The organism is Cyanobacterium sp. IPPAS B-1200 (assembly GCF_001747005.2).
Lineage (GTDB): Bacteria > Cyanobacteriota > Cyanobacteriia > Cyanobacteriales > Cyanobacteriaceae > Cyanobacterium.
On the sequence record NZ_CP182899.1, the window covers coordinates 507,634 to 528,294 of the forward strand.

16 protein-coding genes are annotated in these 20,661 nt (G+C 36.6%); 5 read left to right on the forward strand and 11 right to left on the reverse strand.

What is annotated here, in order from left to right; translation table 11 throughout:
- Nucleotides 1-27 precede the first annotated feature (27 nt).
- Complete coding sequence (gene murB, locus A5482_RS02230) at nt 28-969, forward strand: UDP-N-acetylmuramate dehydrogenase (protein WP_069789610.1); 942 nt, start codon at nt 28-30, stop codon at nt 967-969.
- 18 nt (nt 970-987) lie between these two features.
- On the opposite strand, the gene recN is transcribed toward murB, so the two are convergent.
- Nucleotides 988-2,721, reverse strand: coding sequence for a DNA repair protein RecN (gene recN / locus A5482_RS02235; protein ID WP_069789611.1), 1,734 nt, complete (start codon nt 2,719-2,721; stop codon nt 988-990).
- A gap of 145 nt (nt 2,722-2,866) precedes the next feature.
- On the opposite strand from recN, the gene A5482_RS02240 reads away from it, so the two are divergent.
- Nucleotides 2,867-3,862 carry an adenosine kinase gene (locus A5482_RS02240; protein WP_069789612.1) on the forward strand — a complete coding sequence of 332 codons (996 nt, stop codon included), beginning with the start codon at nt 2,867-2,869 and terminating at the stop codon, nt 3,860-3,862.
- Between the two features lie 62 nt (nt 3,863-3,924).
- Here the strand turns inward: A5482_RS02240 and A5482_RS02245 are convergent, their stop codons facing one another.
- Complete coding sequence (locus tag A5482_RS02245; RefSeq protein WP_069789613.1) at nt 3,925-4,479, reverse strand: pentapeptide repeat-containing protein; 555 nt, start codon at nt 4,477-4,479, stop codon at nt 3,925-3,927.
- A gap of 207 nt (nt 4,480-4,686) precedes the next feature.
- Nucleotides 4,687-5,325: a hypothetical protein gene (locus A5482_RS02250; protein ID WP_446684796.1), complete on the reverse strand. Its 639-nt coding sequence runs from the start codon at nt 5,323-5,325 to the stop codon at nt 4,687-4,689.
- Nucleotides 5,326-5,596: 271 nt separating this feature from the next.
- Here A5482_RS02250 and A5482_RS02255 point away from each other — a divergent pair, with 271 nt between their 5' ends.
- Nucleotides 5,597-7,276, forward strand: coding sequence for a transglutaminase domain-containing protein (locus A5482_RS02255; protein WP_446684797.1), 1,680 nt, complete (start codon nt 5,597-5,599; stop codon nt 7,274-7,276).
- On the opposite strand, the gene A5482_RS02260 is transcribed toward A5482_RS02255, so the two are convergent.
- The 8 genes from A5482_RS02260 to A5482_RS02295 all read right to left on the reverse strand — a co-directional run bounded on the left by A5482_RS02260 (nt 7,273) and on the right by A5482_RS02295 (nt 18,477).
- Nucleotides 7,273-8,556: a lipid-A-disaccharide synthase-related protein gene (locus tag A5482_RS02260; protein ID WP_069789614.1), complete on the reverse strand. Its 1,284-nt coding sequence runs from the start codon at nt 8,554-8,556 to the stop codon at nt 7,273-7,275. The genes A5482_RS02255 and A5482_RS02260 overlap by 4 nt on opposite strands.
- Nucleotides 8,557-8,605: 49 nt before the next feature.
- Complete coding sequence (gene proB, locus A5482_RS02265; protein WP_069789615.1) at nt 8,606-9,715, reverse strand: glutamate 5-kinase; 1,110 nt, start codon at nt 9,713-9,715, stop codon at nt 8,606-8,608.
- A 311-nt stretch (nt 9,716-10,026) separates the two neighbouring features.
- Nucleotides 10,027-10,419 carry a transposase gene (locus A5482_RS02270; protein ID WP_446684834.1) on the reverse strand — a complete coding sequence of 131 codons (393 nt, stop codon included), beginning with the start codon at nt 10,417-10,419 and terminating at the stop codon, nt 10,027-10,029.
- Nucleotides 10,420-10,466: 47 nt separating this feature from the next.
- Nucleotides 10,467-12,323 carry a phosphodiester glycosidase family protein gene (locus tag A5482_RS02275; RefSeq protein ID WP_242411883.1) on the reverse strand — a complete coding sequence of 619 codons (1,857 nt, stop codon included), beginning with the start codon at nt 12,321-12,323 and terminating at the stop codon, nt 10,467-10,469.
- A gap of 120 nt (nt 12,324-12,443) precedes the next feature.
- Nucleotides 12,444-13,712, reverse strand: a complete 1,269-nt coding sequence (gene stpA / locus A5482_RS02280; protein ID WP_069789616.1) for a glucosylglycerol 3-phosphatase — start codon at nt 13,710-13,712, stop codon at nt 12,444-12,446.
- 99 nt (nt 13,713-13,811) lie between these two features.
- Nucleotides 13,812-15,182 carry a diguanylate cyclase domain-containing protein gene (locus tag A5482_RS02285; protein ID WP_069789617.1) on the reverse strand — a complete coding sequence of 457 codons (1,371 nt, stop codon included), beginning with the start codon at nt 15,180-15,182 and terminating at the stop codon, nt 13,812-13,814.
- 187 nt (nt 15,183-15,369) lie between these two features.
- Complete coding sequence (locus tag A5482_RS02290; protein WP_069789618.1) at nt 15,370-15,816, reverse strand: ABA4-like family protein; 447 nt, start codon at nt 15,814-15,816, stop codon at nt 15,370-15,372.
- Between the two features lie 345 nt (nt 15,817-16,161).
- Entirely contained in the window at nt 16,162-18,477 is a 2,316-nt protein-coding gene (locus A5482_RS02295) for a glycosyltransferase family 2 protein (RefSeq protein ID WP_069789619.1), read from the reverse strand.
- 374 nt (nt 18,478-18,851) lie between these two features.
- Here A5482_RS02295 and grxC point away from each other — a divergent pair, with 374 nt between their 5' ends.
- Both grxC and gshB read left to right on the forward strand, forming a co-directional pair.
- Nucleotides 18,852-19,112 (forward strand): glutaredoxin 3, encoded by a 261-nt coding sequence (grxC, locus tag A5482_RS02300; RefSeq protein ID WP_069789620.1) that lies wholly within the window; start codon nt 18,852-18,854, stop codon nt 19,110-19,112.
- Nucleotides 19,113-19,668: 556 nt separating this feature from the next.
- The gene (gene gshB, locus A5482_RS02305) at nt 19,669-20,625 is read left to right on the forward strand and encodes a glutathione synthase (protein WP_069789621.1); all 957 of its coding nucleotides are present in this window, start codon (nt 19,669-19,671) and stop codon (nt 20,623-20,625) included.
- Nucleotides 20,626-20,661: the final 36 nt, after the last annotated feature.

The window sequence follows — 20,661 nt, forward strand, 5'->3', positions numbered from 1 at the left end:
AATTTAGCTTAATAATTGTTGTGTAAAATGGCGATCGCACTTAATCAACCCATCTCCGACTCCCTTACCAATCCCATCACCCTCCCTCATACAGACTGTGTGATTCATCAAAAAGTTCACCTTGCCCCCTATACATCCTATCGAGTGGGGGGAAAAGCTCAATGGTATGCCGAACCCAAGGTATGGCAAGACATTCAAGAAGTGTTTCATTGGGTTGACAAACAGCAAATTCCTTTTACCTGCCTTGGTAAAGGTTCAAATTTACTCATTTGTGATGGTGGTATAGAAGGATTAGTCCTCAACACCCGTCACCTCAATCAATACACCGTGGATGAAACCAACCAAACCATTACCGTAGGGGCTGGTTATTCTCTGCCCAAACTAGCTTGGCAAGTAGCCAAAAAAGGCTGGGAAGGACTAGAGTGGGCGGTGGGTATTCCAGGCACCCTTGGGGGCGCTGTGGTTATGAATGCCGGGGCGCATAAGGGCTGTATAGCTGATGTTTTGGTAAAGGCGATCGTTGCTTACTCTGATGGTACTATCAAAGAATTATCAGGCAAAGAATTACAATATTCCTATCGCACCTCCAGACTACAAAAAGAGTCTGCCCTTGTTTTGAGTGCCACCCTCAAATTAAGTGCTACTTCCACCAGAGAAAGTGTCATGGAAATCACAGGTAACAATTTTAAGCACCGTAAACAAACTCAACCCTACGACAAGCCCAGTTGTGGTAGTGTTTTTCGTAATCCTCAACCCCAAGCGGCGGGATGGTTAATTGAACAAATTGGCTTAAAAGGCTACCAAATTGGAGGGGCGCAAGTGGCCCATCGCCATGCTAATTTTATTCTTAATGCAGGAAATGCCACGGCAGGGGATATTTATAATTTAATTAGCCATGTCCAAGAGCAAGTTCAAAATAGCTGGTCAATTTTGCTTCATCCTGAAGTTAGAATGTTAGGGGAATTTTAGTTGATTTTTCAGCGCACCCTAAATATTAATAGTCTTTTTTTCCTTACTAGCTTTTTCTAATAAAGAATCAGCGAAGGCGAGGGCTTCGGTGGCAGAATGTCCTCCTGTAAGTTCGGCTAATTCATCACGACGGGCATTTTGTTCGTGAAGGGGGGTAATTTTAACGATAGTGCGAATATCTTTGACATCTTTATCCCCTTTGGTGAGGTGTTTTGATACCCTAAAATGATTGTCTGCCATGGCAGCGACGAGGGGTTGATGGGTGACACAGATTACTTGATGTTGTAGGCTTAATTTATGTAGTTTATGGGCGATCGCCTGTGCTACTTTTCCTGATACCCCTGCATCAATTTCATCGAAAATAAGGGTTTTGGGATCAACTTGAGTACCCGAAAAACAAGACTTGAGAGCCAAAAGAAAACGACTCATTTCCCCTCCTGATGCAGTCATGGCTAGGGGTTGTAAATCTTCCCCTGGGTTGGGGCTAAAATAATATTCTATTTGATCACAGCCTGTTATGGTGGGTTTGGTGGGGGTTAAACGACACTCGAATTGTACTTTTTCCATGCCCAAAGGTTTTAACTCTGAGGTGAGTTGTTTTTCTAGTTTAGAAGCTGCTGCGGTGCGCAATGCGGTTAATTTTTGGCACAAATCGAGGGTTTTGGTGTTGATTTGCTCATATTCTGCCTCTAACTCCTCAATGGAGCGCTCATTGCTTTCTAGTTGTACTAATTCTTCTTTTAATCCTTGGTGATATTTAATCACTTCTCCCAAACTAGGGCCATATTTGCGACAAATACGCTTAAGAGTCCTAATTCTTTCCTCTACCTCCTCCAATCTATCGGGATCTCCTTCTAACGAAGAACCATAGCTATGGATTTGATGTCCAGCTTCCACGATTTGATTGAGCGCCCCTTGTACCATTTCCAAAATACTGGTTAACTCTTTATCGTAGTTAGCCATATCAATTAATACGGCTTCGGCTTTGCCCAGAATATCAGCGGTGGCATTTTCTTCAGTTTCACTCTGATATAAAAGGTTATAGGCTTGGTAACTTAACTGTTGTAATTCTACCACGTGGGTAAGGCGATCGCTCTCTATTTCCAATTGTTCCAACTCATCGGCATCCCGTAGGTGAATACTATTCAACTCCTTAATCTGATGCTTTAGTAAGTCTAACCTTTGCAGTCGTTGTTGTTCCGATTGACGACGGGCGATGAGGGCTTGATGGGCGTTATCCATCTCCACAAAGGCTTCTGTTACCAGTTTTCTTTGAGATAATAGCTTTTTACCCCCATAGGCATCTAATAAATCTCTTTGGGTGGCTGTGGCAAATAATTCCCCCGTTTCCCCTTGCACCGTAATTTCTAAGAGGCGATCGCGCAAAGCTGTGATAACCTGTTTATTAACTATTACTCCATTGACTCGGCTACGGGAGCGAAAATTACCTTTTTTAAACGTCAAATCCCGACTACATATCACCGTGCCATCATGGAAAGAATCTAACTCTTGCTCATCCAACCATGCTTCTAAATTAGAATTGCTGTGAAAAGTCGCTTCTACTATGGCTTTTGTTTCCCCATTGCGAATCATGCGATTACTTGCCTTGCCCCCCAACACCACATCAATGGCATCTAAAATAATCGATTTTCCTGCACCAGTTTCCCCCGTCAAAACACTTAATCCTTGTCCTAACTCTAAATCTAAATGATCAACTAAGGCAAAATTATCAATACGAATGGAAATTAACATTAAATTAGATCTACTATTCTATATACATCATAAGGGCGATCGGCAATTTCATGATTTTACTCTCACCACCAAGAAAATTCCATATCCAGTTGACGAAACATCGCCCGTATAAGATGATCAAGGAATATTGCAACAAAAATTAACAATGACCAAAAAGTATAACGTATATGGCATGGGTAACGCTCTGGTGGACATGGAGTTTGAAGTCACCCCAGAATTACTCAGCCAACTAAAAATCGATAAAGGTGTTATGACCTTAATGGACGAAACCCAACAAAAACACATAATAGAACAACTACCACCCCCTTGTAAACAAGCCTGTGGAGGTTCGGCGGCTAATACCTTAGTTGCCATCAGTCAACTAGGGGCAAAAGGTTTCTACTCTTGCAAAGTAGCCCATGACGATAGCGGTGCATTCTATCTCCAAGACTTACTAGATTGTGGTTTAGATACCAACCTTCGTCAAGATAACCGCCCAGAAGGCATTACAGGGAAATGTCTTGTATTAGTAACCCCCGATGCCGATCGCACCATGAACACATTTTTGGGCATTACAGGGGATTTAAGCCAGAATGAATTAAACAAAGAAGCCATCAAAGATTCCCAATATCTCTACATCGAAGGATATTTAGTATCATCCCCCACCGCATTACAAAGCGCCATAGAAGCAAAAAAAATAGCCCAAGAAGCAGGGGTAAAAGTAGCCTTTTCTATCTCCGATGCCAACATGGTTAATTTTTTCCGTGAAGGGGTTGACAAAGTTATCGGGGAAGGAGTTGATTTACTTTTCGCCAACCAAGATGAAGCGTTTAAAATGGCTAATACTGAAGATTTAACCGTAGCCGTTGATTACTTCAAAACCATCGCCAAAACCTTCGCCATTACCCTCGGCAAAAAAGGCTCATTAATATTTGACGGAGAAAAACTCATGGAAATTCCTGCCAATCCCGTCACCGCTGTAGATACCGTAGGCGCGGGGGATATGTATGCAGGGTGTATTCTCTATGGCATCACCAATGGCTTGGACTGGCAAACGGCAGGCAAACTCGCTTCCCTCGCCTCCGCCAAATTAGTCACCAGTTTTGGCCCTAGATTAGCTAATGAGGAATTACAAGCAATTTTAGAAGAAGTTAGAAAATAATTACAATTTTATCTTAAATATCTTTTAACAAGGGGTTTAAACCCCTTGCCTCTATTTTGACGTTAAACCATCACAGTTTTTGACAAATCCACCTGAGATAAATTTGCCCATCTTAAATCAGCATTATTTAGGGTTGCATTGTCTAAATTAGCACTGACTAAATAAGCCTTAGTTAAATGGGTATTAATCAATTGAGCATGACTAAGATTTGTTTTATAAAGATAAGCCCCCATAAGTTCGGTTTCATAAAGATTTGCATAGCTTAGATTCGACTCATTTAGAGTACAACCAATCATATTTGCCTCACTTAAATTGGCTCTATTTAAATTTGCTTGGATTATATAAGATTCTCTTAAATTAGCTAGTCTTAAATTAACTCCAATTAGATTACATTGACTTAAAACTGTTCCTCTCAAATCGGCAAAACGAAGACTACTACCAATAAGATTGGCATTACTTAAATTACAATTGCTTAAGTTTACTTTCTCCAGATTCATGTTACTCAGGTTTACTCCTGAAAGATCAATTTTTTGATTATTTTCTGGGTTTAATTGTCTTAATTGATTCCATTTATCTATGTCTCTTTTTAAAAGTTTCCAGTTAACTTCTTTACTCATACTAAAAGTAATAATTGATGGTGGATAATTAATAGTTAAAAATTACTTGACAGTTTATTTAGGGTCAATATTTTTGTACTCTTTAAGTAAGTGGGCATAATTAAATCGATTTAGGCAAGGGGTTTAAACCCCTTGTTCATAAGAGTCTTAATAAAATAAGAGCTATAATTAATTTCGCCAACCTACTTAAACACAATAACCTATCTATTATTCTTCGATGCCCTTCAAACTTCCTCTACCCCCAATAGACTCAATGGCAGTAAGGGCAGCCGCAGCGCCTGCTTTTATATCTCTTTCTGCCCCCCCTAGATAGAGTCTGCCAAAACTACCCACTGCTTGGACATTTAAAATATTAATTAAGGCCGCTTTTTCTGCTTCGTTGGCCGCAAGGGCTGCATAAGCCGCTGGTTGCACTTCTAATACATATAGGGTTTCTCCCGCCAAAAGCATTTGCCCCCTACGGTTACGGTTAATAATTTGTGCCTGATAAGGATCAATATTACGAATAATTTGACTAGAGACAACTTTAGGTTTAAGAGAGTCTTCCCTTTTTACCCCCAAAGCATCTAAAATTGCTCTACCAGCGGCTTTGGTTTCCCCTTGATTGGTGGCATGGATTTCTAATAAACCATATAATCTTTCTACAAATTGAACTCCGGGGCGCACGACAGCTGACTTGAGGGCAACATCAGTAATGCGGTTAATTTCGATGCCGGGGGATATTTCAATCCACAAAGAAGCGTCTCCTGGTAGGGGTAAAAATCCGAGGGCTACTGTGCCAATATACGCAGCGTGTTGGGGTTGTAATCGATCTAAATATACATAACTACGTAATTCGACGCCCATTTTTTCCTTCTACTTCTGTGCAAGTCAACAGTGATAAATTATACAGGAGTTTGAGACTCTCTGGGTAAATGGTTGGGGTTGCCTGTGGAGATGGGTAAGTTTGATTTTTTTTTGATTAATTGTTCATGATAAGCAAATTGTGGATGAACTATTTTGTTACTCTCATGGGGTAGTTGATATATGATGTACTAACTTGTGTAGATAGTTTGAAAGGCTACATCAAAAAGGCAGTTAATCTGTAAAACAAACCCTAAGGTATTTATCGGCAAACATGATCTCTAATTCTAACTCTGGTCAAAAATTTTACCCCACCATCAGACCTCTCGTTGCTACTTCTCTTGATGGTATGGCTTTTAAAAATGATAGTCTATATGCGATCGATTCTCGCAATGGTTATCTATTACATATCAATCCAGAAACCAGTGTTTCTAAAATTATCAATAGTAATTACTGGCGAGATTTTATTGGGGCAAGAGGCTTATGTATTACCGATACAGAAATATGGTTTGTGACTCAAAGCAGTGTTTATTATACTCTCATTGAATGGGAGGAGGGGGAGTTAAAGATTATTTCTGCCCCTAAATATTTTTTTAGTCTTTCTTATCCTTGTAATGGCATTGCCCTACAGGAAAAAACTATTTATATCACCTGCCAAAAAACTGGCACTATCGGGGTTTATAGTAAGGATGATGGTACGGAGATTACTAGGTTTTATGCTCCTGGCATCGGTGATGAAAATATTACTATCTATGATGAGGAAATATGGTTGTGTGATAATCTTGAGCAGACGGTTTATTGTCTTGATAGGGCGACGGGAAAGACTAAATACACGATTCTGACTCCGTTTGAGTATCCTAGTGGGCTGAGTTTTTATGAGGATAAAGAAACGGGGGAAAAGGTTTTATATATCGCTTATACTGATCAAGAACCTTATATCAGAGATAATCCAAACGCTGAACCTAATCACGAACTATTATATCGCGATCGCACTTTTATTCATCCTTTATATTTTAAATATGACCCAGAAAATAAGTGTACCCTTTCTAATGGGTTTCTCATTGAAATGAGTTATCTGGAGGAAGTTTCTCCTTTGGATGAAATCAAGTTAAAGGATTTGGAGTGGCGCATTGCTTTACCCACAGAAAGCCCCCGTCAAAAAATACAAAGCATTGAAGCGGTAGGATTACCCTACACGGAGGAGGATTATGATGGGCAAAGGGTAGCTTTATTCAAGTTTCCTGAGTTTAATTCTAATGAGCGTTATGTTTTTGGTTGGCGTGCGGTGTTAGAAGTTTGGAGTATCAAACATCAAATTACCCCCAAGGATTGCGAAAGTTTACCCCCCCTCACCCCTGAATTTGAAACAAAGTATTTGATTGATGATGATGATTTGTCCATGAATACGGAGATTATTTTGAGGGCATCGGAGGAGGCTAGGGGTAGCGAAACTAATCCCCTCAGAAAAATGTATAGTATCCGTAATTACGTTTACGATCGCCTTTCCTATGGTATAAAACCTCATATTGATACCCCTGATATTGTCTTAAAACGGGGGGTAGGCTCCTGCGGTGAGTATTTAGGCTTACTCCTTGCCCTTGCCCGTCTTAATGGCATCGCTTCTCGTACGGTAGGGCGTTATAAATGTCCTATGAAGGTACTACATTTTAATATTCCCCTCGTACCCGATTTTAACCATGTGTGGATGGAGTTTTATTTGCCCAATATCGGTTGGTTGCCCATGGAGTCAAACCCCGATGATTTGGATGATGGGGGCCCTTATCCCACCAGATTTTTTATGGGTTTATCATGGTATCACGTGGAAATGGCGAAGGATATGCCCTTTGAGACTCTCATCAGTGAAGGTTTACCTGTAAGCAAGGAAAAGACTTCCATTGGGCAGTTGGCTATTAACCATGTTTCCTTTACTATTCTCCACGAGTTACAGCCCTAACCCTGATTATAGTTGATGATGGTGTGGGCGATCGCCCTCGAAGCCCCCGCCGAGCCAATTCTTTCCAAACCATTTTCCCGACAATCAATCAAATACTGCTCATCCTCAACAATTTCCATTATTTCCCTTGCCCCCTGACTAAACATCAAATCCAAATCTTGAAACTCAGTCACCGTGCGCACATTGGGGCCTAAATAACGCATTTGAGCCTCCGCAAAACGATAGGTAAATTGAGGCCCTGCCCCAACAATTTGTACCACAGGCTTTCCCAAGCCAACCCCTTGCTCTACAGCCGTTCCAGCCATTCCTAATACCACATCACTTTTTATTAAAATCTCGGCAAAAGTATTATAAAATAACTCAATTACTATATTTTTATCCTTAATCTTCTTTGTTAAAATTAACTTTTCTGGCTTTTTTCGCAGAGAAATATAATCATTTTTTTCTACCTTTTTCAACTCATTAGAAAAATAAAAGCTCCAACCCAAATTCTTAGCAATCACTGCCACATCATTGTGAAGAATATCATTAACTAAAGCCCCGCAAAAACGCCATGATTCGGAAGATAAATAAACCAACCTTTCACAAACTTGAATTTGTAACTCAAGATTATTAACCGCTTCAGGAACTCTACTACCTGGTAAAAGAGCCACCATAAAAGCATTGTAACTATCGTCTAAAGGATTACCTAGATAGTCAAAACTTAACCTATCAGAATCATATTTTAGAGCGTCCATGATGGGGTAGCCATGGCAACTAACTCTTTTAATACCTTGTTTTTTAAAATCCTTCGCCGTGAAATTATCCTTAGTAAATACCCCTAAACACAAAGAAGAATTTAACAAAAAACGACTAAATAAAGGTAAACCCAACTTACCTTTGTCACTATAATAACTCGTATATGCCACTAAGAAAATATAAAATTGTTTTCTTAATAAAAAACAAAATAATAAAGGTAAAATATCACCTATGCCAACAAAAATATCATACTGATTCTTAATCTTAAATAATGTTACTATTTGACGAAAAGTAAGACCTAATAATCCTGCCCATAAATCTTTAATAAAATTTAAAATATTAAGATAGAACATTCCTCCCGAAGGCATAGTTAAGGTAGGTGCTACCACTTTAAAACCTTTATTAATATAGCTTTTTCCCTGACCCACCACAGGAAAAGCATCCACCGTCAAACTAGGCTCAATATTTTTTATTGCTTCCGCAATTAAACTACCATTTAAATCTTCTCCATGACCATTACTAATCAATAAAATCTTTTTCATAAATCACAATTTAGGGCAACTTCTTCTCAAAACCAATTATCAAAAATAACTAACTAATAATCACTAAATTATCTCTGTGAATGACCGTTTCTGCCCCCTCGTAACCAAGAATTTTGTTAATATTCTGAGATTTTTTCCCTTTAATTAACTGCAACTCGTGGCTAGTATAATTAACAATACCCCGTGCTATTTTTAAATCATTCAAAGAATATAAATCTACTGCATCAGTACTATTAAAATCTCCCTCCACCCTGACAATTCCCGCCGACAACAATGATTTTCCTTGCTCACAAATAGCCTTAAGCGCCCCATCATCAAGATATATTTTACCTGTGGAGAGTAAACCATTGGCAATCCAACGCTTACGGGCATTTTCTGGCCTTGGTTGCGGTTCAAAACGAGTACCGATCGCCCTTCCTGCTAAAATATCAATGATATTAGTAGGATGTTTACCATTGGTAATTACGGTGGTTACCCCTGCCCGCGTAGCAATACGCGCTGCGGTGATTTTTGTCATCATCCCCCCTGTACCCCAACTTGTACCACTACCCCCCACACTAATATCTAAATTAGATAACTCATCACTAGCGACCAAATCAATGGGAGTAGCAGAAGGTACTAAACGAGGGTCAGCAGAATATAGTTTATCAACATCGGTCAACAAAAACAACCAATCAGCGCCCACCAAACTAGCCACCAAAGCCGAGAGGGTGTCATTATCCCCAAACTTTAACTCATCGGTTGCCACGGTATCATTTTCATTTACAACGGGAATAACTCCTAAATCTAACAAAGCCTGAAAGGTGTTATTTGCATTTACATAACTACTTCTTTCCTTCAAGTCGTGGCGAGTAAGAAGAATTTGGGCGATGGGTTGTCCTAAATTGTTAAATAAATCATCATAGATACGGATTAGGCGCCCTTGCCCTACCGCTGCAATAGCTTGTTTTTGGTTCAAATTTTGAGGACGTTTGCTAATGCCTAACCTAGCACAACCAACTCCCACCGCCCCAGATGACACCAAAATAACTTGATATCCTTGTTGTCTTAAATTTGTCAGAGTTTCTACGAGGGTGGCAATGGTGGATAGGGCAAGGCTTCCTGTGTCGGGAACTGTTAAGCTAGAAGTACCTATTTTAATAACTATAATTTGACTCATTAATAACCGAAGTGGGGTGCTATGGTGAAGATTAAGTAACTACATCATAATCCTACACGAATTATTGTCTATCTTCTTATTTATTAGCTCTGTGGTCTGAAAAGTAGCTAAAAAGAATATTAAACTCTTGATTTACCTTAAAGAACCCATTTGGTATCTCAGGAAGCAGTGAGTCTTTTTAAAAGTAATCGAATAAAACATAAGTTGACTTTTTGGGTGGAGTTGAATAAGGTTCTTTCAAAGTTTTTGACCAAATTTTTACATCTTTCCATCCAAGCACCATTATCTTTCAATGATCCATCTTGCTTTGACTACCACAAATCCTTTTTTTCCTTCTGATTTTTTTTTTGTTCAGAAGAGATTTTGCTTGATTTTTCGATACGAATTTTCTTTCCCATTTGTGGATAAACTTTTTTTAATTCCCTCATGATAAAATCAGGATGATAACACGAATCCACGAGGATTGTAATTTTATGAACATTCATGGATTTGGCGCGAAAATAATCTATGTTCTCGCTCAACATCATGATTAATCCTCGATCATCGGAAATACTTGCCTTTGTACAATAAGTGAAAAAGGGAAAGCCAAGACTGTCTACTGCTAAATGTCTTTTTATACCATTAGTGAGTTTATAACCACAGAATCCTCTACTCTCTACCCCCGCATTACAAGTATTTTTCACTGCTTGAGAATCGATGATAATTAATCGAGTCCAAAAAGTTAACTAACACTCAAAAACCATTCCCCACCCTAATTTCGAGGACGGTAAAACAAACCTAATCCATTGTGTACTCGAGCGGCGGTAACAGGAGAACGATCAATTATTTCTCCTCCCAGATAAATTTGGGTAGAACTACCACCATCAAGGTTGAGGGCGTCTTTTGCCCCTAACTGGAGCAGAATTTGAGCAAATTCTTGTAAGCTAGGCCCCGGGCCACCGATTCTTTGATGGGCTGCCACAAACATAATGTTGCCTTGGTTATCAATGGCTACTCCGCTACGGGATGCCCTCTGTTGATTAAAGGCGTTTGTAAAGCCCTCTGCTTCGCCGTTAAGGACGATTTGACGGTTATTTATTAAGACGGGCCCTGCCCCTAGCATATGGGGGAAATTTGCCATGGTGGGGGGGGTTGTGCTGCTGGTAATTTGTAGTTGTTGCCCTTGATTAAAGTTGCTGACAAGTTGGGGGGAGTTGCGCACTACGATTAAATAGCCATTGGCGGGGATGGTAATGGGATTTGCCCCTGCTTGGGCGATGTTTACTTTGTCCCTGATACGATCGCCCTCTACCACTATAATAGTCTCATTGTTACTCAGGCTAGTGTAGCTGTTGCCCCAACTACGGGTATAACGGGATACCCCTGTTTGCACATAGCCACTGTTTATATAGTCGGACACAAGGCGATCGCCCGTACTATTTATAATGGTTTCCTGGAGACGAAGACGACTGATTTGAAAATTTCCTGCATCATTCCAAGCCAATACTCCCCGATTGAGAATGGGCGCACTTTGCCAATTTTGGTTGTTTCTAATAGCCCCCAGAGGTAATTGATTATTACGGTTAAAAAAGCCCCCGTTAATAGCGGCGATCGCCCCTTGCCCTTGTGCCATAGTTCTTAGGGGGGCTGTGCCAATCATGGTACTATTATTGGTGACGATGGGACGTAAACTAAGCTCTGACCTTTGTAAATTAGCTTTTAACATAGACACAAAGAAAGTCTCCCCATTACTCAATCTTACGTATGTATCCTGCCAACTAAGATCATTAGACCAAGAAATATTTTTTTGTACCTTCGCAGTAGGGCTTAATTCCGCAAAAAGTATATTCGGCGCCGAAGAATTCACCTTCAGATTATGCCCCGCAGGAATATTGATATGCACAAGGGTGGCATTATTATTCGTTTCCACCCGAAATAAAGCACCGGAAACAGGATTTTGTGCCCCCCTGACTCTATCCCCCTCATCCTCTAACGCACCGGTATTATTATAAGGATTAATGGAGCTATCATCACTTTCTCCCGAAACCCCAAAAGTTGGTTGCCCTTCAATGATAATTACCCCTTCATCCCTTGCCTGACTGACACGGAAAAAAGTAGGTCTTTCTAACTCAATTACCACCCTTTTTTGTTGACTTTGATTAATATCATATACTCGATTTACTCGACTATTGGGGGTATTAATAATTAAAGTATCTTCCTGTCTTTCTATTACAATATCAGTATTTTCTAATAGTTTTCTTGTATCTAAATAACGATAAGGATTTACAAAACGAGCGGGTAAATTATGATAGGAATTAAACCATTGAATAGGTTGCTCATTGGGATTGTTACTATTTAATAATTCTACTCCTAGGGTATTTTGTAAGGCAATATCACTAATACCAATATAGGTTTGATTTCCTTCTCGCCATTCTATCCACGGCAAATTTATCTCTCGTTGGTTGATAATAGTTTTAGTTCCTTGCTGTACAAATCCTTGGGAATTATTTTGAGCAAAAACTGGTTGTCCGATTCCTTTATTAAAACTGAAATTAAAACCGTTTAATAAAAGTGAACAAATGAAGGAAATAATAATTAAGTTGAGCCAAAAAAACTTCTTTTTTTTCATATATTTTCAATAAAGATATTTAAATAAACCTATAACAAGGGGCTTAAGCCCCTTGCCCAGAATTGTGGATTCTTGCCCAAACTTGTGCATCCTTATCCAAACTTGTGGATCAATAAAGAATTAATCAGTTTTACGACTGTTCGCAACTTCACAAAAAAACTTACAATATTGTTGATGTCCTTGGGGAAAAACCATATTTAATTTTAAAGGTTCTTCTTTATCTAAAATATCCCCTGGCCCTTCTAAAACAATAGTTTTTTCACCATCTTTACCTAGTTTTATAGGTTTTCTATTTTTGATTTCTCCTCCCGAACTATCGATATAAACCACAGCATTATCTATATTAAATTTATCACCAATATTTTGAATTAATTGTAAGAAGTTGCGATCGCTTCCTCCCCTACGGACGATTGTTTTGCCATTTTGTTCCATCACCGTACTATTAACAGTATCACCTACACCTACGATAAAAGGCATCTTTTTGGGGTCAAAATTATTCACTACTAAACTTAATAATTCTTCCTGAGTATGGGGAGCTTTTCTCACATTAAAATCTTCTCCTAAAGGATATTCTCCTGTGTGTAAATAATAGTAATAATTAAGTAAAAATAAAACCCCTGCTTCCTTAATTCCCCCTCTCACCATAAATTGAAAATCCGTAGTACCCGAATCAGTTTCCGTGGCAGGACGTAATATTTCCAAACCATCATCATCTCTCCCTAAATTAGGGGCATAATGGACAAAAAAGGAATTTTCTAAACCATCTTTTTCTGCTTGATTTAGTAATTCATCCATTAATAGTTTGACTTGATCTTGTAATTTTATATAAATATCACTATGGGAGCTTAATTTTTCATAAAAGGTATTAATATTAACTGTGGGAGAAACAAAGTTATCAAGAATTACTGCATCAATGATATTATTGATTTCTTTTGGGCTTAGAAAGTTACATTCTTTTATGCAAAAATCAGTTAATTTTTCCCTAACAATGTGAGGAACACTAGCTAAAAAGTTTAGTTCTTTATCACTTATCCCAGGGTGTTCTACATTACCAAAACAGTCTTGCCATTGCACTCCTCCCCCTGCCAAACCAGGTAAATAATAGCCTTTTTCTTTGACTTCTTGAGCAGAAGAAGCTGATTTTTCAACAATGTTATTTACTCCCCTTTTCCCAATATGTTCGCCGTTAGTAAGTACAAAAAAATGATCCTTCATTTTCTTTACTGACTGCACATAATCCCATTTTATAATTCTATTTAATGGATCTTTTACTAAGCCCATACACACCCCATCTAAGTCTTGAATAATCAAGCTATTAGGAGTGTTAATTAGTTTTTCTTTTAATAAGTTATGCTCTAAAGATAAATGTAAATTTTTAATGTTAGTCATTATTCTCTTTATAAAGATTAATTACCCTAACATATTAACAGTATATAAGATTTTAGCAAAATTTATAAGTATTTAAAACTACTATTATTTATTAATAATTTATTTGTTTTTTATATATTCGTAATAGTTTTCAACTAAAGTGCGATCGGCATTTTGTAGTAAAATTTCGTCATAATTACCATCTGCGGGATAAGATGCGTTGCCTATGCTAAAACTTATTTGTATTTCTTCCTCTTGTACTAAAAATGGTTGTTGGGCAATTTGTAATATTTCATATTTAATTTTGTCCAAATATTCCACAGTATTTTGAGCTAAAAGAAAAGCAAATTCATCATCACGCCAATGGTATAGTATATCTTGAGCGGAGATTAGTTTTTTGAATTTTTTAGATACTTTCTTTAAAATTAGTTCTGCTACTTCATAGTTGTAGTTGTAACCAATTTCTTTCCATTCATTGATTTTTACTAATACTAAGGCAATATTACCTTCTTCGTTACTATGATAGTTCGCTAAGACAGAAAATAAATGTTCTTTAAACAGTTTATAATTAGGAAGATTAGTAATTAAATCATGATAGCTTCGATAACGTAATAATTCTTCTAGTTTTCTTTCTTCTGCTATGTCTAAAATAGATATACAAATCAAATTTCTTTCTCCTTGAGAAACAGCCCTTACTTTTACTTGAACAGGTAAAAACTCATTCTCTTTTTGCTTAATCGCAGAGTGTCTTAAAACACTTTCATATTTATCACTGATTAATAGTTTAATATCATCTTCTAAAATCTCTTTGTCAATGGTAAAAATATTTTCAAGACTAAGTTTGATAATGTCTTCTTTTTTTTCGTAATCAAGCATTTTAATAAAAGATTGATTACAGTCTATTATTTTGGAGGTATGAATATCAATAAATATAATTCCTTCAATTAATTCAGCAATGCTATCGGTACAATAGTTATTTTCTGTTTCGATATGCTTTAGTTCTTGATAATCACTATCTTCCGAGTTTTCAGTTAACATGTCACTATGGAAAATCTCTTTTTCAGTGGTGATGAAAGAGGTTACATTTTGGGGATTTTCTTTATGAATGACACTTAAAAATTCCTTAGAATCGATGTTTAGAATATCATATTTCCCTTTTATCTCTATGCCCCCTAAAATGATAATATCTCCAGGGGATAATTTGTATATGTCAACCTTTTTTGTATTAACAAATAGTCCATTTCTACTTTTATTACCCTTAAAATCACCATCTAAAATCCAAAAAGCTATATCAAATTTATCCTCTTTTTCATCTTGATAAATAACTTTAATAATACTGCCATGATGACGAGAGGTTACTCGGTGGTTAATAATAATAGAATTACTAGAACTTCTACCCAAGGAATGGATATTTTTTTCTAATAAAAATGTCTTTTTCCCTGTGCTTAATTCAAGGGATAGTATATGTTTTAAGGAGGTATTATTAACCATTTAACATTTGCAATTTTTAAGATTTTGATTCAAAGATAACATAAGTTTTGATAATAAACAATTTTAGTTTTGATGTTACAGACTGAGTCCATCAAAATATTTTGTGGATGATTACAGTCATAGCCCACAATTATTGTTTTCTTATAATGAAGCCCCACCTAAATAAAAATGATGGGGATTGTTGGACTTAGGAGTTATCGATAATAATTTCTGTTTTTTTGAAATTAGATTGAATGGCATCAGTAATTATATGAGATAAAAAGCCCATAGGTCCTGCAAATAAGCATAATATTAGAGAGTGAATAGTCCAAATATTTTTCTCTTGCCCTTGCCAATAAATATGTCTGCCGAGGAATAAGTCGAGGACAAGGAAATGAGTCCACGCAGCAAAGGTTACGATAGGATTACTAAATACTTGGGCTAATTCTGGTAATTGAGGATTGGATAAGGTTTGGGCTGATTCTGCGTCTAGGCTAGTCACAAATAGGTAGATATAGAGCAAAATCAGGGGAATAAATATCAGGTAAGATTTCATTATCTTTTGGGTAATTGACCATTTGGGCAGGGCAATCATTAATATCCAAAAGGGTAAGACAAAAAGATTCGAGAGGTTAAATAGTAGATTTAAATCCATTGTTAGTTTTACAGACGACATTTTTCTATTATATGTCCGAATAACTAACTGTAGTTTAGACTAAATGTAGAGAGGAATAAGAAAGGGAAACACATAAAAGGAAAATAGAGAGAAAATATAAATAAGCAAAAATAAAATCTCCTGTGTATCAACTAATATAGCAGACCAGAAAGTTTTCGTCATGATACCTATGAAATGTTAGTCAAAGGTGAGGTTATAACGTTTTTGAGCTAATCTTTGTTAGCTTACTTATTCTCTTTGAATGTTTTCTTAGTTTAAACTACAGTTATTAACAACAATATTTTTTGAATTAATTTAAAATATAATATGTAACAACAACATAAATTAATCATCCGAGGTTGAAGTTAATACTGTTTTAGTTTTCTTTTCTTCACTCCCTTCTAACTCATAGGATATATTACCCAACAACATTTGTCTTTGATAAATATTATAATTTATCCAACGCCAAGGAGTGGTAATTAAAGAGCGAAATAATAGATAAATAGTCTTCCATTCAGAAGCAGTATTTAAACTTGTCCATGGGTTATTATCAAGACAATATATTTTAGTAATTAATTGACAATAACGCTCAATATTTGTGGTATCAAAAACTATATTTAACTTATTATTATTTATTCCTTCAATAACTTCTAATACTTCACCCTTAAGATATAAATTTTGACCAATTATTTCTACGTTTTCAGACTTGACAGGTAACTGATTTTGACTAACTAATACTTTAAACTCATGATTAATACTTTTGAGAGAAGAATAGTCCAACTCCACGAGCGCCCCTACATCGGAAATTTGAGTAATTATACCTTGATAAATATGCTCATCAATTACAACCCTAATTTCTTCAAAAATGTTAAACCATTCATAATTATTGGGCTTTGGTATATCCAACATTGCCCAGAGAGAAAGGGAAATAATCATCAAATTGTAAATATTCCAAAAAAGAATTAAACTTATTCCCCCCACAGAATTTAATTCCCCCAAAGAATCTGTTTGAATCAAGCCGATAATGCTAATTAAATTAACCACATTAACTGCCAAAACGAAACATAAAGGAGAAGCTAAATTCCAATTAAAATAATAGCGATCGCACTTAGTTCCCTTTGGTGTAACCTTAAATATAGAACCAAAAGGAGTAATCAAAGTTTGGATTACCTCCCAAGCCACAGGAAAAGTAGTAACAATATTATAAACCTCCGAAATCATCGCCGAACGACTACGAAAATTTAACCATGCAAAAGTGCCAACCTGCACACAATAATAAGGCACTACAAAATAAACAATTTCTTGCAAACTAGCCTCAATGGGCAAAATACCAGCGGTATAAGCCAAAGGCAAAAAGAAAATTGCAATCCGTAAAGGGCTAGTAAACCATTGAATAATACCCTCAAAATGGGCTAACCTCTGCCAAAAACTTAACCCCTTGATAGTTAAAGGATTTTCAGCAATAAACAAAGATTGAATTGTGCCTCTAGCCCATCTCTGCCTTTGTCTAATATGCCCAAAAATGTTTTCCGCCGATAATCCTGCACTCAAACTCTCATTGAGATATGCCACCTCATACCCCTGCGCCGATAACTTAACCCCCGTGTGATAGTCTTCACTGAGAGAATTTTGACAAAAACCCCCAATCTCTAATAAGTGCGATCGTCTCACTAAAAAAGAACTACCATAACATAAAGCACTCTGCCAACTATCCCTAATTACTTGATAATGACGGGAAAAAATTTCTACATCAGGAGGGAAATTCTTTTCTAAACCTAAATTACGAGTAACAGGATCGGGAGAATAAAAACTCTGATAGGTTTGTAGTAGGGCTAATTTTTGTTTTTGAAAAAAGCCTACCGTGCGAGTTAAAAAATTTTGCTGAGGAATAAAATCAGCATCAAACACCGTAATCAATTCTCCATCGGTATGTTTTAAAGCATTATTTAAATTACCAGCCTTAGCATAAAAATTATCAGGACGAGTAATATAATTACATCCTAATTCGTAAGCTAATTGAGCAATTTCTTTTCTCTCTCCATCATCTAATAAATATACTTTTTTTCTTTGATAGTTTATTCCTTGACAAGCAACAATGGTTTTTTTGATAATATCGTAGGGTTCATTATAAGTAGGAATAAAAACATCTACTGTCGGCTGATAACTTCCATCAATAACCGTTTGACTTAATCTATCAGCCTCTCTGTTTCTAAACTTTAGCCCCAACATGAGTAGATTTTGTAATAGAGGACTAAAAATAAAAAATAATTCAATGCCTAATAAAACTATACTAAACAGTCCTGTAGTCTTATCACTAAAATTTAGACTAGCTAAACTACGCCACAAAATATAACGCACCATTAAAAAACTAAAAATAGTAATAGTTATCAAACGAGTCAATTTATTTTGCCTAGGGAATAATTTATTAACTAAAATACAAAAGATAATAGATAAAATTGCAGGAATATATAAGTAATAATAGGACTCAAAATCAGGTACTTGTAACCACCGAGGAGGATTATTTTGAATCATCGCAATACCCTCAAAAACATTATTCACAGCTTGGTTTCCTGCTAACCATGTCATTGCAAAAATTACAGAGAGGGTAATAAAACTCAAAATAACAATAGTGGCAGGATAAATTCGAGAATTTTTTAACATCTTTTTCTATATATGTTCAAAATAGTTACGTTGTGATTTTTCTATTTCAATGTGAAGGAGTTATCCATATACCATGAGAAAAATTTAATCATCATCACAAATACGAATCACCCACCTATTTAGATTCGGTTTACCTCGTAAAAGGTTTAATTATTTTTAACTTTTTTCTGTTGCTTACTTTTTTTAACTTATGTCTTGAGAGAGGATAGTTTTGTTCTACGTTAACTTATGTTACGAAAAATTGTTTGATTGTATGGGTAATTATCACGGATGAAGAGATAAGGTGATAAAACGTACTAAAGTTTAATTGTTCAATCCTGATCTGATGTACAATTAGATTTTAATGGCATTATTGTAAAGAAATATTAAGCACTATGAGCGCAAAAGTAGAAATTTATACTTGGAGTACCTGTCCTTTTTGTATTCGTGCTAAGGGATTATTAGAGCAAAAAAATGTCGATTTTATTGAATATTGTATAGATGGCGATCGCACCGCAAGACAAAAAATGTCTGAAAGAGCCAATGGAAGAACAAGTGTTCCTCAAATTTTTATAGATGATGAACATATAGGGGGTTGCGATGATATTTATGCCTTAGAAAGAGCAGGAAAATTAGAGGGTTTATTAAATAGTTAAGCAGGTTGGCGAAATTAATTATAGCTCTTATTTTATGAAGACTTTTATGAACAAGGGGTTTAACTTGAGTTTAGACTAAATCTAATTTTAAACGCTGAAACCCTTATATGACGTATATTTTATATTTTTTACATTAAACGGATAAGAATAGTCAAAATTCTTGCTATATAAGGATCATAGCTTCTTACAGTTCAAATTAGTCTAAAGTACAGGTTTAAACCCCTTGCCTAAATCGATTTAATTATGCCTACTTACTTAAATAAACCATATTTTAAAAATAAGTTAACTATCAAAACACTAACTGACGTTACGCACTCATTTATAAGTTAAGTTTTATCTGTAAGTTTTAACAAGGGGCTTAAGCCCCTTGCCCAACTCCTAGCCCCTTACCCAACTCCTAGCCCCCTACCCAACTCCTAGCCCTCTACCCAGCACGTGTACAAACACAATATGAACATCCAACGTTTTTACCATCTTAAACTAATTATATTTTTGCGTAACATCAGTTACTAATAACTATCATTTATCAACTAATTAATTACCAGCACAATAACTCATGAAATTTGCATTTATAATCGATCCAATTTCAAAATTAGATCCTACCCATGATAGTAGTGTAGCTATGATGGAATCAGCACAAATTCTCGGTCATGAAATTTGGATTACTTATGTACCTCAATTGAGTATTGTGCATGGTAAAGCTTATGGGCATTTACAACTAGTTACCCTTCAGCCCGTTGAATTGGTGGATAATCATTGGATAAGTTCGGATAATTGGTATAGTCTCCAAGAATCACAATTTTTACCTCTAGAATCTTTTGATGGAGTCTTCATGCGTAAAGATCCTCCTGTAACTATCAGTTATCTTTATGCTACCTACATATTAGACCTCATTAACCCCTCCACCACAAAAGTTATTAACACTCCTCAAGGCATCCGTTGTGCTAACGAAAAGATATATGCCCTCAATTTCCCTTCCGTAATACCCGATACCATCGTTACTCAAAGTAAGTCCGTAATAGCCGATTTTCTCGAAGAAAAAGGGGAAGCTGTCATCAAACCCCTGGGCGGTAAAGCAGGAGAAGGTATCTTATTTTTGCAAAAGGGCGATCGCAATTTTAACTCCCTTATCGAAATTAGCACAAAACAGGGACAAGAACCTGTGATGGTACAACAATATCTCCCCGCTGCCAAGGAAGGAGATAAAAGGATAATTTTAGTAAATGGTAAACCCCTTGGGGCAGTGAATCGCATTCCCACAGGCAAGGAATTTCGAGGAAATATGGCCGTGGGAGGTAGAGTTGCCAAAACGGAAATTACAGCCCAAGACTTGAAAATTTGTGACACCGTCGCCCCCAAATTAATTGCCGATGGTTTAACTTTTGTGGGTATTGATGTGATTGGGGGTTATTTAACAGAAGTAAACGTAACTAGCCCCACAGGTATCCGAGAAATTGATCGTCTCAATGGGGTAAGTTTAGGTAAGGAAACCATTAATTCTTTGTTTGGATAACTAATAAAATCTACTAATTGAAAACAATCGAAGGAT